Origin of the sequence: Protofrankia sp. Cj5, from assembly GCF_917627405.1 — a bacterium.
In the GTDB taxonomy this organism is placed as follows: Bacteria; Actinomycetota; Actinomycetes; order Frankiales; family Frankiaceae; genus Protofrankia.
The window spans coordinates 1-16,858 of sequence record NZ_CAKJTO010000054.1 but is presented as its reverse complement, the minus strand read 5'-3'; the positions used below and the strand labels follow the sequence as shown (position 1 = coordinate 16,858).

Sequence of the window (16,858 nt, the reverse complement as noted above, 5' to 3'; positions counted from 1 at the left end):
GGGCTCGGCCCTGAGCGTGCCCCCTGAGCTCGACCCCGGCGGATCTTCTTCACGAAGGCACGTCGGGGTCAGGCTGGCCGTAGGCTGCCTGCCGGCGTAGGCGGCGGCGGGTCCGGGCGTTGTGCGGTGCCGCAGCCACCGCCGCTGTCGTCGGGTCCCGCGTCGTCAGCGGTGCCGCGGCGATATCCGTCAGGGTGCCGCTGCCGGCTTCGGCTGCCGCCGCCCCGGCTGGCGTCGCGTCCGGTCCGTCCGGTCCGTCCGGTCCATCCGGTCCGGGGTGGGCCGCCTCATACGCCTTGCGTGAACCGCAGACGCTCGCCCGGCTGCAGGAGCATCGTTCGCCGCCGGCATCCAGTTTCACTGTGACCTGGTCACGCGGTACGTCATGGGAAATGACCCGGCCATCGCCAGCGGGGGTCCGCACCCTGGCGCCCACGGCTGGGGCTTCCGCCTTGAACTGCTCATAGAGCGGATGCTCGTACCGCAGGCAGCACATCAGCCGGCCACAGGCACCACTGATCTTCATGGGGTTCAGAGGAAGATCCTGGTCCTTGGCCATCCGTATGGTGACCGGTTCGAAGTCGGTGAGGAAGGTGGCGCAACACAGATCACGTCCGCAGGAACCGATGCCCCCCTGGATCCGGGCGCTGTCGCGGGCGGAGAGCTGACGCAGGTCGATACGGGCAGCCAGGGTCCGGGCGAGATCGCGTACCAGCGCGCGGAAGTCGATTCGATGATCAGCGCTGAAGTAGATGGTGAACATGCTGTCGGCCTGGATGTAGTCGACACCGACGACTTTCATGGGCAGCTCGTGCTCACGGATCAGCCGCTTCGCCGCGACCCGCGCCTGCGCTCGGCGGCGCCGGGAGACCGCGTGCCGTTCGAGGTCCGCCGCTTGCGCCATCCCCGTGAGGACGGGCAGCCCGCCGATGTCCTCACTGACCCACTGCGGTGCCCATATGCATTCGGCTACCTCTGACCCGGCGTCGGTCGGGATGAGGACCTTGTCTCCGATCTTCGGTGAATACTGTCCGGGGTCGGCATAGAAAAGCCGTCCACGCGGGGAAAAAGTCACGGCGCACATCATCGGCATGCCGCTCGCACCGCCCTCGACCGACTGGAATCATGGTTGCCGGCCGGACCGCGCGGGATCGCCGCGACGGGACGCCGCACGTTCGCCAGGTTACGCCGGACAGGTGTGACGGCGTCGGTGTACGGGTGGCCCAGGTCGGCCGAGCGACGTCCAGCCGCGGTAGCGGCAGGTTATCCCGCCAGTTCAGCGCAGCCGGATGACGTCAACGCCAGGGTCGGTGGGCAGCTGGTAGAGCGCGTAGGGAGTCGCGATCACCGGCGCGGCGACGTTGCGGACGGGTGTCCCGCCCGGGGTGGCTCCCCGCTCGCGGCCGTAGTGGGCATGCCCGTGCACGGCGAGGGCGACGGGCACGGTGGCTGAGTCGATGGCGGCGGCCAGCTGGTGACTGCCCAGGAAGGGGAACAGTTCGAGGGGCTCACCAGCCAGCGTGTCCCGCACGGGGGCGTAGTGGGTCAGCGCAACCACCCAGCTGGTATCGAGATCCGCCAGCGCGGCGTGTAACGTCAGCGCGCACTGTTCGCTGTGGCTGGCGAAGGCCTTCATCTCGTCCTCGCCGAATTTTTCCGCGCTGCGCCCGGCGAAGCCGCCGCCGAAGCCTTTGGCGCCGGCGATACCGATCGTTGTCCCGCCGGTGGTGAGGGCCACCGCCGATCCCTCAAGGACGGTGACCCCCGCGCGGGCTAGCATCTCGGCGATGACGGCCTGCTCGCCGTGGTCGTGGTCGTGGTTGCCGAGGACCGCGATCACAGGCAGGCCGAGGCCGTCGAACACCTCGCACACGGCGTCCGCCTGGGCGAGTTCGCCGCATTCGGTCAGATCACCGGCGAGAAGAAGCACATCAGCCTCGTCCGCGGCCCGTTCGAACAGCGGTCGTAACCTCGGCCCGGTCCCCGCTTCGATGTGCAGGTCGCCTACGGCTGCGATCGTGACCATGCTGACACCTTCTCAAGGAGCCGAGTGGGGCTGGGTGGCTCGATCTTCTCAGCCGCCCAGGCGAGCTCTCCATCGTCCTCCGGTGACAGGGATGGCGGTGACCGGTCCAGCGCGGGTTACCTGGCTGCCTCGCGCAGCAGGTGCCGCGCTATGATCAGCTGTTGGATCTGCGAGGTGCCCTCGTATATCCGGAAGAGCCTCGCGTCCCGGTAGAAACGTTCGACCGGGACCCCTCGGATGTAGCCCGCGCCGCCATGGATCTGTACCGCACGGTCGGCGACCCGGCCGACCATCTCGCTGCAGAAGTACTTCGTCGCGGACGGCCCGACCTTGGTGTCGCTACCGGCGTCAAAAGCACGCGCGGTCTCGATCACCAGGGCGCGGCCGGCGTACAGATCCGTCACCGAGTCGGCGATCATGCCCTGGATGAGCTGGTAGTCCCCGATGGGCCGGCCGCTCTGGTGCCGCTGCGCCGCCCAGGACACCGACTCATCCACCAGGCGCTGCGCGAGACCCACACACAGCGCGGCGATGTGGATACGGCCGTGGGCGAGACAGCGCATGGCGGTCGCGAAGCCGTACCCCGCACCATCGTCCCCACCGACGAGATGGCTGTGCGGAACACGTACCTCGTCGAGGTACACGTCTGAGCTCCACGCGCCGGCCTGCCCCATCTTGTGGTCCCGCGGCCCGATCGTGAGCCCCGGCGAGCCCTTCGGCACGATGAAGTTGGAGATGCCACGGGTCGCTGGGACAGCTGGGTTCGTACGGGCGAACACGAAGATGGCGTCGGCGATCGGCGCGTTGGTGATGTAACGCTTCGCGCCACTGATCACCCATGTGTCGCCGTCGCGGTAGGCGCTGGTGGTCAGGGTGGACGGGTCGGAACCGGCGTCGGCCTCGGTGAGCCCGAAGGACGCGGTCACCTCGCCGGAGGCCAGGAGGGGCAGCCAGTGCCGCTTCTGTTCCTCCGTGCCACCCTCAATGATCACATGTCCGGCGATGCCGTTGTTGGTGCCGAACATCGACCTCAGCGCGGGTGTGGTGTACCCGAGCTCGAACACCAGCCGTGCCTCTTCGCTCATGGACAGCCCGAGGCCGCCGTACTCCTCGGGGATGGCAAAGCCCCACAGGCCCATCTCCTTGGTGGCGTCCCGAATGTCGAGCGGGACCTCGTCCTTCTCGTCGATCTCGTTTTCGACCGGTATGACACGTTCATGGATGAACGTCCGCACGGTCGTAAGGATCTCGGAGAAGTCCGCCGCGTCCATGCCGTTACCTCCGCAGGGTTCGGGATCTCAACTTCGGTTCGGGATCGCTGCTGGGCCCCCGCCGACGCGCTCGTGCTCCTTCCGCGTCGCCGGAGCTTGAACCGCTACTGGGGCGAGGCCGGGTGGGACCGGCGGTGTTATGCCCGCGATCATATCGATGATATACACGATGAATCTACTGTTGCATCAGTCAACCATGCTGCGCGAACGCGTGCGCCAGCCCATGTGACCAGCAATGATCCGAGTAGGGGTGGACTCCGTCGGACCGGCTACGCCCCCACCGACCGTGAGGAGCATGACGAATGCCTGATGCCGTGATCTGTTCGCCGCTGCGCACACCGGTCGGCGGTTTCGGCGGTGTCTTCACCGATACCCCCGCCACCGAACTTGCCGCTACCGTGATCCGTGCGCTCGTCGAGCGGACCGGTGTGCCGGCGGACGCGATTGACGACGTCGTGTTCGGCCAGTGCTACCCGAACGGGGAGGCGCCGGCGATCGGACGCGTCGCGGCGCTGGACGCGGGCCTGCCGATCGAGGTCCCGGGCCTGCAGCTCGACCGCAGGTGCGGTTCTGGCCTGCAGGCCGTCCTGCTCGCCGGCATGCAGGTGCAGACCGGCGTGGCCGATCTGGTCCTGGCCGGCGGGGCCGAGAGCATGAGCCAGGCGGAGTTCTACACGACCGGGATCCGGTGGGGGACGCGCAGGCCGAGTATCGACCTTGTCGACCGGCTGGCCCGCGGCCGGGTCACCGCTGGCGGAAAGGACTACCCGGTACCGGGAGGGATGCTCGAGACCGCGGAGAACCTCCGCCGCGAGTACGGCATTTCCCGTACCGAGCAGGATGAGCTTGCTCTGCGGTCACACCAGCGGGCGGTCGCGGCACAGCGGGCCGGCCACTTCGCCAGCGAGATCGTGCCGGTGGCTGTCACCAGCCGCAAGAAGGGGACGGTGCTCGTCGACACTGACGAGCACCCGCGGGCGGACTCGAGCCTGGAGCGGCTGGGCGCCCTGCGGCCGGTGATGGTGCGCAGCGATCCGGAGGCGACGGTCACGGCGGGCAACGCCAGCGGGCAGAACGACGCCGCCGCCGTCTGCCTGGTCACTCATCCCGCGCGGGCCGAGCAGCTCGGGTTGCGTCCGCTCGGGCGGATCGTCTCGTGGGCGGTCGCCGGGGTGCCGCCGCGGACGATGGGAATCGGACCGGTTCCCGCGACCGCGCGGGCACTGGACCGCGCGGGCCTCAAGCTCGCGGACATCGACCTGATCGAGTGCAACGAGGCATTTGCCGCCCAGGTGCTGGCGGTGACCAGGGAGTGGGGGTTCGCCCCGGCCGACTTCGACCGGTTGAACGTGAACGGGTCCGGCATCTCCCTGGGCCATCCGGTCGGTGCGACGGGCGTACGGATTCTGACGACCTTGTTGAACGAGATGCACCGGCGCGGTGTCCGCTATGGCCTGGAGACGATGTGCATCGGTGGTGGCCAGGGCATTGCGGCGGTGGTGGAACGTATCGCGTGATGTCCCGGCCGGCCCGGCCGGATGCGGCCGATCGGGAGATCAGGGCAGGAGACGCGGGTGTCAGGGCCCGTCCAGGCAATTTTTGATCACGTGGATCGATCGGACCGGCCCTAGCCGAAGAAGTTGAGGTGATGGGCGTCGTTCGCGTCGGTGGCCGCCGCGGCGACCGCGGACTCCAGATGCGCCCGCCACCAGTCCTCGGCCGAGTCGGCATCTCCGCCGCACAGCAGGGAGACGAGGTGTGCGTGTTCGCCGTGGGTGCGCAGGTTCACGGAGCTGATGTCGGCTCCCGGCTCGGCGGAGGACCTGGCCATCCGATCGGCGCACCCGACCTGGCCGGTGTGCGTTTCGATCATCCAATAATATTGGCGCAGTGTGACGGCAACAGACTTGATCTGGGTCGCGTCAGCGATCGCCAGGTGGAACCGTGTCGTCGCCTTGGCGAAGGCGGCGGGGTTTGTCAGCGTCGCCTCCTCCCCGACCAGCGCGGCCTTGAGGGTCTGCAGGACATCGGGATCGCTTCGCTGGGCCACCCGGCGGGCCAGCGGCGGCTCGATCAGACTCCGTGCCTGGTGGATGTCGCCGAGATGCACTTCCCGGTGCTGAAGCAGTAAGGCCGTGTAACGGGCAGACTGATCGACCGTGGGCGCACATACCTGTGGGCCTGTCCGGGAACCTCGGCGGGGCCGGATGAGCATCTCCGACTCCAGGACGCGCAGCGCCTCACGCAGGGTCGGCCGGGATACGCCGAACCGTGACATGAGCTCCGCTTCCGGGGGAAGGAAGTCGCCCGTCCGCAGGTCGCCAATTATGATCATACGGCGAATGCGGGTCGCGACCAGCTCGGTAAGCTTCGGCCCGCGTTCCAGCGGAGCCGTGAGATCATCACTTTTAGTGATCACTTCAAATGCTCCCTGTTATGGAGATTTTCACCACTTTAACAAATATTTAAGGATGAATTATCACAGTTTGTCCGGGCGGCCGTGGCCGGGATGGCGCGACGCCCGGTGGTGACGCGAAAATCATGATCGTATTATGGTCGACTGGCCAGGCTCTCTCCGCTGGGCATCGATCGCTTCGAGCACCATCCATCAGACACGCTCTAGCGGCCGGTGAAGTTCGGTGGCCGGCGCTCGTTGAACGCGTTCACCGCCTCAGAAAGATCATGGGATGGGAGGAAGGCGGCATTCCAGGCCCGGACATAGCGCAGGCCGCTGTCGACCGCCGCGCTGCGGGCCGCGTCCAGAACCTCCTTGACGCCCTCGACGACCAGCGGCGGATTGGCCGCGACCTCGTCGGCGAACGCATGGGCGGCGGCGAGCGTCGCGGCCGGGCCTGGCAGGACGTCATTGACCAGCCCGATCCGTTCGGCGCGGATCGCGTCGATGTCCTTGCCCGTCAGGGCGAGCTCCCGCAGGTGGCCGTCCCCGATGATGGCCGGCAGGCGTTGCAGGCTGCCCAGGTCAGCGACTATGCCGACTTTCACCTCTCGCACGCTGAACATCGCGTTGGCGCTCGCGTAGCGGACGTCGCAAGCGGCCAGCAGGTCAACCCCGCTGCCGATGCACCAGCCGCTGATCGCGGCCGCGACGGGCTTGCGGCAGTTCGCGACCGCGGTAAGCGCACCCTGTAGGGCGCGCAGCTTATGCAGCATGCGGGTGCGGCCATGGGCGAGACCGACGTCGGTGCCATTCGGCCCGATGATCCCCTCGAGCATGGTCCGCAGATCCAGGCCGTAGCAGAAGTTGTCCCCGGACCCGGTGAGGACCACGGCGCGCACGCTGTCGTCAGCGTCCAGCGCGGCGAACACCACCGGGATCTCGCGCCAGAACTGCGGACCCATCGCATTACCCTTGCCGGGGCCCAGCAGGGTGACCTGGACCACTGGGCCACGCCGCTCGAGCCGCACTGACAGCAGCGACGGCGCAGGCGGATCGGTGAACACGTATGGCTCCAGAATGATCTGTTCGTAACCGGTCGCTCCTTCCCGCACCGAAGCGGCGCCGCCGTCGGCATCGCTGCCGCTGCCGTCGAAAGCATCTGCCGTTCTCTCATCTGTCGCGGTCATTGGAGTCCCTCCGCTGTCGGCTGCCCCGGGCTCTGGTGACGCCCGGGACAGCCAGGTGTTTTGCCGCAGCCCATGCGGTGGTGAACAGGTTCGTCAACACCGGTCCTGTTGCTGATCGAATCAGTGTGGCATGCAGGCTACCGTTGGGTAGCAACAGCCATCCTGGCGTGTGGGAAACGCGATCGCCCTTGATGAGATCGGTTGGGAGGCTCCGGCAACAGGCCTGCCCGGCTCGCGCCGCACGCACCCCAGCCCCGCTCCTTGATCCACACCACTGTTGCCGGGCGCTCGTACGCCAGCGGTTGCCGAGGGTGATCGCGGCCATGGCGAACCCGCGGGCCCAGGGGAGTGATACCGATGTCGGCGTGTGCCGAGAAGATCATCGATAGAGGACGGCGCTGGCGCTGCCGGCGAAGCCCGGCGACTGGGCCAGATAGTCCATTGCCGAACGCGAGCGCAGGGTGAGGTCCAGCGTTGCCGCCACGCAGTTGTTGTAGGAGTTCACGATGAGCTTGCCCTGGACTCGGATCGCCGAACTGGTCACATCGGTCAGGAACAGGTCCGCCACACAGCCGAGCTCCGGATAGGAGGCGCGTCCAACGTTGTCCCCGATGTCGCCGTTGGTCAGCGAGATCTTCACCGTGTACGCGGCTGATCCAGACTGGCCCACGCTTCCGGACCAGGATCCCGGGAAACCGGAAGGCATGTCGTAGGTTCGCGCTGGTGCTGTGGGCGCGGGCGCCGCCGAGGACTGTTGTGCGGCGGGGGACCGGGCGACACCTCCGGCAGCGCCGCCGTTGCCCGTTCCGGCGGCGCTGCCCGAGCCCGGGCCGCTCGCGGTTCTCAGGGCGATCTCGGTCGTTGGCGGGGCGGTCGGCGCCTCCAGGCTTGGCGCCGCGGCCGACGCGGTCGGAGCAGCCGTCGCGGCGGGGCTGTGGCTGGTTGCCGTGCCGCCGCTTGCCACCGGTGGCCGTGCGTTGATGGTCGCGGTGTTCTGGGTGGTGGTAAGCGTGAGCGCCGCGGCACCGGCGGCCAGCAGCGTGACCGCGACCACAGTGATGATCGCGGTTTGCCGGCGCCGTCGACCGGCCGGTCGCTTCCGCCCGCTCAGGACGTCATCGTGTTGGCGGACCCAGCCGGCGGCGGTCGGCGCCTGACTGGCCCCTGTGCCGCCGGGCTCCGGTATGAAGGGCGAGATCTCGACCGGTGCGGCGAGGTCGAGCGTGCCGGTGGCACCCGCCCGGCGCGGGCTCACGATCGTCGCGTTCGCGGGGAGCAGCGCGGTCGCCCCGTCGTCCGGCTCGGCAGGCGCAGGCGCAGGCGCATCGTGATCGGCGTTACGCGGCGAGCGGGCTGGCTGCTGGAATCCGGAACTCGCGAGCAGGGCCAGCCCGCTTTCGGACCCGGCCGCGGTGGGACGGGCCGCCGGGTCCTTCGCGAGCATCCAAGAGATCATGTTCCACAGTGCCGGCGGGATGTCGGCAATGGGCGTGGGCGCGTCCTCCATGTGGGCACGCAGTAACGCGATCGGGTGCGGCCCGGAGAACGGCGGATCACCGGCCAGGAGCTCGTAAAGCATGACTCCCGCGCTGTAGACGTCGGCGGCCGGTTGCGCGTGCTCGCGCTGTGCCAGTTCCGGTGCCATGTAGAGCGGCGTCCCGATCGCGCCGGTGAGGCGGGTCAGCGACCGGCCGTGGGCGAGCCTGGCCACGCCGAAGTCGGTGAGCCGCGCTTGTGGATCAGCTGGGTCGGTGACGTCGATGAGGACGTTCGCGGGCTTGAGATCACGATGGACGACGCCGGCCGCGTGCACAACCGTCAGCGCGCGCAGCACCTGACAGGTCAGCGCGACTGCCACCGGGACGGTGAGCTTTCCCCGGTCCCGGAGATAGACCCTGAGGTCCACGCCGTTGACGAGGTCCATCACGATCGCGAGGGTGTCACCCTCGACCACCAGGTCGCGGACAGTGACGAGATGCGGACTGTTGAACCCGAGCAGCGCGGATCGTTCCTGGACGAACCTGGCGACCACCTCGGGGTCGTCCGCGAGTTCCGCGCGCAGGACCTTCACCGCCACCTGACGATCGCCGCCCACCGTGGATCCCCGCCAGACCTGGCCGAACGCGCCCCGGCCGATTGGTTCATGCAGCACATAGCCAGAGCCAAGTTTCCGCACAGCACGAGCCCCTTCCCCGGAAAATCCCACTCATCACACCATCTCGGTGACGGGTGATGTCCAGGTGGATGGATCGCGAGGCTGCGGGGGAGGCGTTCTGTGGTGGGCGATGCCGCGTCCCCTGGTGCCGCCGGTGCCGCGAGCGTTGCCGGTCAGATGTTGAGTTCTTCCTTGACCAGGTGGTTCCAGGTGACGGCTCCGACGATGCCGTCGACATCGCTCCCGACACTGCGTTGGAACCCTCGTACCCAGGCGTCGGTCAGCGGGCCGAAGACCCCGTCCACGGGGAAGGGGTGCGCGGGATCCCCGGTGCGGAAGTTCGCCTGGTCCTGAACGGCGCGCACCGCGTCGCCCTTTTCGCTTCGGTCGCCCTCGCGGACAGTGATGATGAGCGATGGCCAGGTCTGGTCGCCTACGGCGCCGTCAGTCGTGAGCCCCCGCAACGACTGGAACTCGCGAACCGCCGTCTCGGTCCGCGGCCCGAAGTTCCCGTCGATGGCGACGGTGTATCCGTGCGCGCGAAGAAGGTACTGTACGGTACGTACCGCTTCGCCTATTTTGCCGTTCTTCTGCATGGGCCAGGTCAGTGCCATGGTCGGCCTCCTTCGGCGCGTGGTCCTGGTGGCGACATCTGGAAGCCACCATCACTTCACTATAAGTGATGATTCAATTCCTGTCAGTCGCATTTCAGGGTCGGGCGACGAACGCGGTCCGCCTCGGAGAGCGTTTCCTCGTTGATCCTGTTTGGGTTCGTCCATGGACGCTGGGCTGGTAGGCGGCGGTGCAGCAGCGGCCCGGTCCGCAGTGACAGGTAGGCGAGAGCCGAGGCCGGGATGGGCAGCCAGAAGTTCGCCAGCCGCCAGGTCACCACCCCCAGCAGGGCGATGGCCCGGGTCGTGCTGAAACCCACGAGCGTCGGTACGAGTACTCCTTCGATGATCCCGAGCCCACCCGGTGTGATGGGGATAGCTGCCAGCACGTTGGCGAGCCCATAGGCGATCAGAAGACCGTCCAGCGCCGTTGCGTGACCGTAAGCATACAGAAACACCCACAGAGAAGCGGCGTCAAGTAACCAGTTCGCGGCCGCCCACAGCGTCGCCCTGATGAGCAGGGGCCGGTCCTTGCCGAGGACTCGAAGGCGATCGGCGAGGGTGCGGACAAGATTTTCGGCGCCGCTCGGTGACACCCCTGGCAGGCGGCGGGCGATGGCGCGGACGATGCGGACGGTCCGTTCGCTCCCACGGGTGAGCAGCACCACCCCGATGAACACCGCGCCGATCACCAGTGTCCCCACCACGGCCGCTGTTCCGTAGATCGGGTTGGCGCCCCGGGTGGGAATCGAGATCAGGAGGCCGATCCACAGCATCACGTTCAGGACAACCGCTGAGCCGGCGCCCTGAATCGCCGCGGCGGACACCGCTTCGGACGCGCCAATTCCGGCACTGCGTTGCAGGCGGTAGCGAAGTGCGCTCGCGGTGGCGGCGCCTCCAGGTAGCATATGACTGACGCCGAGCGACGTGAGATCGATGCGCGTCAGCGTCCACAGTGACGGCCGGTCTTCGCGGGCAAGCACGCTGCGAGTGAGCATCGCATACGCAAGCAGGGAGGCGGCCTCTAACAACAGGCCGACAACAAGATAGGCCGCCTCAACTCCGGACAGTGTTTCCAGAGCTTTCCGGGCACCCGCGAGCTGCGGCAACAGCGCGTATTCGATCACTAGTAGGAGCACTATCGCAGAGGCTCCACGCCGTAGCCACATCGGTACCCTTAGTGACATCATGCATCCATGCTGTCGGATATCGAGGCCGCCATACGCGTTTTGTTACCGAAGGTAACCAAATTGTAGTGCTTGGGCCGAATGCGGTATCTCGCTGATAGCTGTCTCGGGGATCGCCGGGAGAGGGCCGTCGGCCTGGGGGCGGGCGCGACCGATGGCGCGGCCCTCCATTGCGCGGGCAGCCCGGACTCGGACAGCAGGGCTCATGGTGACCCGACGGTGGGCTGTCCTATGTCTGATCCATGTTCACGCACCGGCCCATCATCCCGGATTCGGATACTCGTGAAGTTGGCGCGGGCAGCTGTCGCACCGGGTGCGTGCGGTAATGAAGCTATTTGGTTACCCTTCGTATTGACATTGTGTGTATGGCGTTCTTGGCGAGCCGCGTCAGCGGGTGTCCTGGGCAAACATACGCGAAATGCTCAACAGTGCGTGACGGATCACATGATGTGATGGATCGCATGACGTGATGAATCACACGATGTGACGGATCACATGGCGCGAGTGGATATGGCGACCATCGCCCACGTGGCGACTGCCCGCGGGCCGGGAGCGGCTGGGCGGGCGGCACACTGGCGGGGTGGATGTCACGTGGTGGGGGCACAGCACGGTTGGGATCCAAGACGCCGGCACTCGGCTGCTCACCGATCCCGTCCTCGGGATGCGGGTCGCGCACCTGCGCCGGCGTGCTGGCGCGCGTCCCGCGGCCCAGGCAGCGCAGGTCGACGCGGCGGTCGTCTCTCACCTGCACGCCGATCACCTTGACATCCCCTCGTTGCGGTTGCTGCCGCCGGCTGTGCCGATCCTGGTCCCGCGCGGCGCCGCGGCCCTGCTGCGCCACCGGCATCCGGCGCTTGCGGAACGCTGCGTGGAGATGGTGCCGGGGGATCAGGCCCGGATCCCGGCGCCGGACGGCGGCGGCGGTCTGGACGTGCTGGCTGTCCCCGCCCGCCACGACGGATCCCGCGGCCCGTGGTCGCGTCACCGCGGCCCGGCCCTCGGCTTTGTGATCACTGGTACCGCCACAGCCTGGTTCGCCGGGGACACCGCCCTGCACGACGCGATGGCCGATCTTGCCCCGCTCGGCATCGATCTCGCTCTCGTCCCGGTCGGCGGGTGGGGGCCCAGCCTCGGCCCCGGGCACATCGACCCGGCCGGCGCGGTGGAGGCGGTGCGGCGGGTGATACCGGCGGGCCAGCCGGTCCCGGCGATGGCCGTGCCCATCCACTACGGGACGCTCTGGCCGATAGGCTTCGACCGCGTCCGGCCCGATCGTTTTCACGAGCCCGGACGCGAGTTCGCCCGCCTGGCCGATGCCGCTCAGGTGCCCGCCGAGGTGCGGTTACCCGCACACGGGGTGGCGGTAACCGTGCCAGGCGGCACCCGCACCGGCGCGGCGCCGGCCGGCACCGGTCAGGACGACGCGGGTCAGGACAGCACCGGTCAGGACGACGCGTTCCCGGTTGCTTCCGCCGACAAGGACTGATCGTTTTCGGCGGTGCGGGCCGCCGGGAAGGGGTCCCGGCGCAGCCCGAGCTGCTCCAGCCACTGGATGAGCTGGCGGTGGATCGCGTCCGGCCCCTCGATCGGACCGCCCGGGGCGGGCCAGGCCGCCGGGTACAGGAGCACCGCGCGGGTCTGGTCCCCGCCGATCCCGCCGTGACAGCCGACCAGCTCCTCGAAGGCAGCGACCTCGCGGGTTCCCGGGTCCACCCGGCTCACCACGACGATGTCACCGACATGGTCCATCCGCTGGTGGCGCAGCAGGTCCGCCGCGGCCCGCGAGCCGTACCCGAGCAGGGGGCTGGCCCCCTCGACCACGCCGGTGTCCAGGAAGACGTGCCCGTGGGCACCGAAGGCGACCGGACCATGCCCATGGCAACGGACGACCACGAACCCGACGCCGGGATGGTTGACCAGGCCCCGTACGAGTGCCGGGTGCAGGAACTCCAGGTGGTCGAGATCGGCGCGGCCGGCCACCTGCGGCAGGTAGACCATGGCCAGGTTCCCGGACGCGACGACGACGAGATCTGGGCGTTTCGGGTCAAGCGTGACCTCGAGCCTGGACGGGCCAAACGTCACCTGGCCGTCGTCGATGCGGCGCCGGAGTATGCGCCGGCTTGGCCCGTCACCGGTGTCACCGCCGGTAACCTCGGTGAGCAGCGTGTTCACCGGGCCCCAGTCCTCGGCGGTGCCGGTCGCGGCGGTCGCGGCGGCGCCCGGGGTCAACAGGTCGCGGACGGTGTCGGGGAAGGAGCGTCCATAGCGCTGGCGGAACGTCGCGCCCTGGCTCTGGCCGTGATCGGAAAGAGCGACGAACATGTACGGGCGTCCCACGTTCGCCGCGACTCGCTCCAGCGTTGCCAGCACCCGGTCGATGCCCTCCAGGGTCTGCAGAGACTCCCGCCGATTCGGCCCGGCATGGTGGGCCACCTCGTCATAGTCGACGAAGTCGCAGAACACCACGGGCGCGCCACGGGCCATCTGTTCGGCGATGAAGGTGACGTTGAGATCACGCAGCAGGACGTTGGTCAGCCCCCGCAGCGCGATGTACGAGCCACCGCGCCGGACGCGGGGGAAGATCCTGTCCCGGCGCTGCTTGCGGGCCTGGTGCACCTCTTTAATCATTTCGCCGACGGTGAGGACCAGCGATCGAGCGAATCCCTGTGGGCTGGCCGCGAACGACGCGTACCCGCGGGCACGCCGTCCCGGTAGCCCAGCCTGACTGACGGTGAGCAGACTGTGCGGGGCGTCCCCGGAGAAGACGTTGCTGATGCTCACTCCGCCGTCAGCAAGCAGCCCGCGTCCGTTGCTGAAGCCGCGTTCGAGCTCAGCGGCGTCGCGCGGCCGGTTGGTGACGATCAGTCGTCCGGTGTTCTTTTCGTACCAGCGGAAGGCAGGGATGTGACGGGACGCGCCGTGCAGGATGCCGGCCTGGCTGGTTGGGGTTGTCGAGGGCATCCCGGTGTGCCACTCGACGAACCGGTGCGACCCCGAGCGCACCCAGCGGCTCAGCGTCGGCAGGTTCCCGGCGGTGACGGCCCATCGCAGCAGCGGCGCGGACAGGCCGTCGATCTGCACGATGACGACCCCCGGGCCGTCGAACGGGATGCCACCGCCGCCGTACCGGGCAACCTGGCGCATGATCTCACCGATGAACGTCTCGTCGCTGCCCGCGTCGGCCAGCCAGCCGACCATCGCGGCGATCACCGCGGTGGTCCAGGCGACGCCGATGGCCGCGCCGAAGCCGTGAAAGGCGACGTCCGGTTCGATGCGCAGCGCCACGTAGATCACGAGTGTCTGCGCGAACAGGCCGATGAGCAGCACCGCGATCCCGCCCAGGGCGACCGCCAGCGCAACGAGGATGGGCCGCAGCACCGCGCCGACGACCGCGAGAATGGCAACCAGACGGATCAGCCCAGCGAGGCTGTCCACCTCGATGCCGGGCAGGAAGGCGAACGCCAGGGCGAGCGCCAGCCCGCTCGCGACGGCCGACCGGATGACCCGCAGCAGCCGCCGTGGCGTCGGTTTCATCCCACGCAGCACCACGCCGCCGAGGCGCAGCCGCCCGCGCAGGAGCCGGCCGACGACGGCCAGCCGGGCCCGGCGGCGTCCGGACAGGTCTGCCTGCCCCGCCGTACCGGGGACGGTGCTCGGGGCACCGGTACGATCCGCAACCATATCCAGCGCAGACTAACCGGCAGAGACGCGATCTCATGATCGTTCAGGAGTCGTCAACCGGATGTCCGCCGGGTTGTTGTGACCTGGACTCCGAAGCGGCGCGTTGGCGTGCGTCCCCGGTCGCCCCGGCGGTGCGCGCGCGTCACCTTCGTCCTGGTTGGACCGCGGTGGACCGCTCGATCACGCACCATGGAAGACACGTCCGGACTGCCCGGTGGCGCTGGTGGGGCCGCTGGCCGGGGAGCGGGGTGATCAGATCGAGGTGGGCGGAGCGGCGCGGCGAGCCGACGGGCGGGAGGGCGTGGTGGGTGACACTCGCGTCCCCTCGGCCGCGTGCGGCCCGGCTCCGGAGCGGCCATCGGCCTGCGGGACCGTGGACGGCGCCAGCGCGACGGCCCGGGGCGACCGGGGCGACCGGCACACCGGCCCGCGTTCTCGGTGGGACCGGCCATTGCGGGCGGTCGTCATCGTGGTCACCGCGCTGTGCTGGCTGGCTACGGTTGCCCTGCTCACCGTTCACAGCACCGTGCAGCAGCCCGGTTACTACGAGCGGGTACTCGCCGACGCTCACGTGTACGAGCGCTTCTATACCGAAGTCCTGCCCGACCCGCGGGTCGTCGAGGTCTCTGGCCAGCTCTTCGCCGGTCTCCCGGTGGACCAGTCGCTGCTGACCGCGAATCTGCGGGTCGTCGTCCCGCCATCGTCGTTGCAGGGGGTGGCCGCCAGCCTCGCCGAGCGGACCGCGGGCTATCTGAGCGGCGATGCCGACACGCTCTACCTGCGCATCGACCTGCGGCCGGTGTTGACCAGCATCTCCCAGCTCGCCAGCACCTATCTGGCCGGTGAGGTGGCCGGTGCCACGACGTACCCGGTGGACGACGTGAGCAGGTTCACCGTTGGTCTCCTTGATGCGCTTGACCAGCTGTCGATGGGGCGCCCACCGGCTGGTGTGCCGTCGATCGGGGCGGTCCGGCTCTCGCCGCAGCAGGCCGATCACGTTGCCGACGTCATTCTTGACCGGGCACCCGGACTGGACGGCCTGGAGCGCCGGGCCGCGCACGAGCAGCTGGTGACGTTGATGCGGGCCGGCGACCTGACCTCGGCGCTGGTGGTCGCGGGCCCGCTGCTCTTCCAGGGGGATGAGGCGGCCATCGCGAACCTGCGCCGCCGGGTCGGTGGCGGCACGGTGCTCGATCTCGGGCCGGCGCTCGCGGGGCTGCCCGCCTCACCGGGTATGTCCGCGGCACACGCCGTGCACAGCCTTGGCTCGGCCGGTGTGCTGCTTGCCGCCGGCGCGTGCGCGGGCCTGGGCCTAGCGGTGCTCATGGCCGGCTTTGTCGCTGTTCGCCGGCAGGGTGGTCGTGGCCCGCGGCTGGTCGCCGCCGCGCTCGCCGTAGCCGGGATCATCGCGGCAGCGGCCGGTGGTGCGCTCCCGGGCCTGCTCAGCGACCCGTTCGCCGCGCTGACCGGCCCCTCGTCATCGCTCCCGGTGAGTGTCCGGGCGATGCTCGGCGATATCTGGGCGGGGCTGGCCAGCCAGGCCCAGCGCCGCTGGCTGGAATTCGCGATCATTCCGCTGGTGGCGGCTGCCGGCAGCACGATGGTCATGGCTGTGGTGACCGCGCTCGTTCGGTCGACCGCGCGGCGGCGACACTGGGAGACGCTGGTGGCGGCCTCGGCGGCGATCACTTCCGTGTGCTGGATCGTGCTGCCGCTGCCGGTCGCCCCGGCGGCGCGGATCTGTAACGGTTCGGATCTGCTCTGCGGCCGTCGTTACACCGATGTGGTGTACCCCGCGACGCACAACGCCATGGCCTCCAGCGACGCGCGCTTCCTCGGGGCGGCCCAGGATCCCGATCTGATCGGTCAGCTGAACTCGGGCGTCCGGGCCTTGCTGATCGACGTCCACCACTGGACGCTGCCTGACGAGGTGGAGACCTTCCTCAGCGCGCTTCCACCGGACCAGCGTGCCGCTGTCGAACCGCTCACGCGCGGCGCCCGGTCCCAGCGCGCGGGGCTGTGGCTCTGCCACGACGTCTGCCAGCTCGGGGCGCTGAGCCTGGATACGGAGCTGGCCCGAATCCGCGGCTGGCTCAGCGCGAATCCGACCGAGGTCGTCACGTTAATCATCCAGGATGGAGCGCCCGCGGCCGAGGTGATGGCCGCTTTCAGCGCGGCGGGGCTCAGCCGGTACGTGTTGACCCCGCCCAAGGATCCTGGCGGTGCTTGGCCGTCACTGGGCTCGATGGTCGAGAAGAATCGCCGACTGGTCGTGTTTGCCGAGAGCGCTGATGTCCCGGGCTCCTTTTATCGGCGGTTTTTCCGATATGCGGCCGACACGC

12 protein-coding genes are annotated in these 16,858 nt (G+C 68.8%); 3 read left to right on the top strand and 9 right to left on the bottom strand.

Going from position 1 to position 16,858, the window contains the following annotated elements:
* Positions 1-49 precede the first annotated feature (49 nt).
* The 3 genes from MJ777_RS13360 to MJ777_RS13350 form a co-directional block, all read right to left on the bottom strand.
* The gene (locus tag MJ777_RS13360) at positions 50-1,093 is read right to left on the bottom strand and encodes a regulatory iron-sulfur-containing complex subunit RicT (protein ID WP_239376466.1); all 1,044 of its coding nucleotides are present in this window, start codon (positions 1,091-1,093) and stop codon (positions 50-52) included.
* A 183-nt stretch (positions 1,094-1,276) separates the two neighbouring features.
* Entirely contained in the window at positions 1,277-2,026 is a 750-nt protein-coding gene (locus MJ777_RS13355) for a metallophosphoesterase (protein WP_239309371.1), read from the bottom strand.
* Between the two features lie 116 nt (positions 2,027-2,142).
* A complete protein-coding gene (locus MJ777_RS13350) occupies positions 2,143-3,297 on the bottom strand; it encodes an acyl-CoA dehydrogenase family protein (RefSeq protein WP_239376464.1) in 1,155 nt (384 codons plus the stop codon).
* A 302-nt stretch (positions 3,298-3,599) separates the two neighbouring features.
* Between MJ777_RS13350 and MJ777_RS13345 the strand changes: the two genes are divergently transcribed.
* Positions 3,600-4,814 (top strand): acetyl-CoA C-acetyltransferase, encoded by a 1,215-nt coding sequence (locus tag MJ777_RS13345; RefSeq protein ID WP_239376462.1) that lies wholly within the window; start codon positions 3,600-3,602, stop codon positions 4,812-4,814.
* 110 nt (positions 4,815-4,924) lie between these two features.
* Here the strand turns inward: MJ777_RS13345 and MJ777_RS13340 are convergent, their stop codons facing one another.
* From MJ777_RS13340 to MJ777_RS13320, 5 genes are all read right to left on the bottom strand, one after another.
* Entirely contained in the window at positions 4,925-5,716 is a 792-nt protein-coding gene (locus tag MJ777_RS13340; RefSeq protein ID WP_239309368.1) for a FadR/GntR family transcriptional regulator, read from the bottom strand.
* 200 nt (positions 5,717-5,916) lie between these two features.
* The gene (locus MJ777_RS13335) at positions 5,917-6,882 is read right to left on the bottom strand and encodes a crotonase/enoyl-CoA hydratase family protein (RefSeq protein WP_239376460.1); all 966 of its coding nucleotides are present in this window, start codon (positions 6,880-6,882) and stop codon (positions 5,917-5,919) included.
* 379 nt (positions 6,883-7,261) lie between these two features.
* Entirely contained in the window at positions 7,262-9,034 is a 1,773-nt protein-coding gene (locus MJ777_RS13330) for a serine/threonine-protein kinase (RefSeq protein ID WP_239376458.1), read from the bottom strand.
* A 176-nt stretch (positions 9,035-9,210) separates the two neighbouring features.
* Positions 9,211-9,651: a peptidoglycan-binding protein gene (locus MJ777_RS13325; RefSeq protein ID WP_239376457.1), complete on the bottom strand. Its 441-nt coding sequence runs from the start codon at positions 9,649-9,651 to the stop codon at positions 9,211-9,213.
* An 83-nt stretch (positions 9,652-9,734) separates the two neighbouring features.
* Positions 9,735-10,787: a YbhN family protein gene (locus MJ777_RS13320; protein ID WP_239309364.1), complete on the bottom strand. Its 1,053-nt coding sequence runs from the start codon at positions 10,785-10,787 to the stop codon at positions 9,735-9,737.
* Positions 10,788-11,415: 628 nt separating this feature from the next.
* Between MJ777_RS13320 and MJ777_RS13315 the strand changes: the two genes are divergently transcribed.
* Positions 11,416-12,321 (top strand): MBL fold metallo-hydrolase, encoded by a 906-nt coding sequence (locus MJ777_RS13315; RefSeq protein ID WP_239309363.1) that lies wholly within the window; start codon positions 11,416-11,418, stop codon positions 12,319-12,321.
* Here MJ777_RS13315 and MJ777_RS13310 read toward each other — a convergent pair.
* A complete protein-coding gene (locus tag MJ777_RS13310; protein WP_239376455.1) occupies positions 12,279-14,516 on the bottom strand; it encodes a phage holin family protein in 2,238 nt (745 codons plus the stop codon). The two genes, MJ777_RS13315 and MJ777_RS13310, sit on opposite strands and share 43 nt — an antisense overlap.
* A 214-nt stretch (positions 14,517-14,730) precedes the next feature.
* Here MJ777_RS13310 and MJ777_RS13305 point away from each other — a divergent pair.
* Positions 14,731-16,858, top strand: a 2,128-nt coding sequence (locus tag MJ777_RS13305) for a hypothetical protein (protein ID WP_239376453.1), incomplete at its 3' end; no start/stop codon positions are given.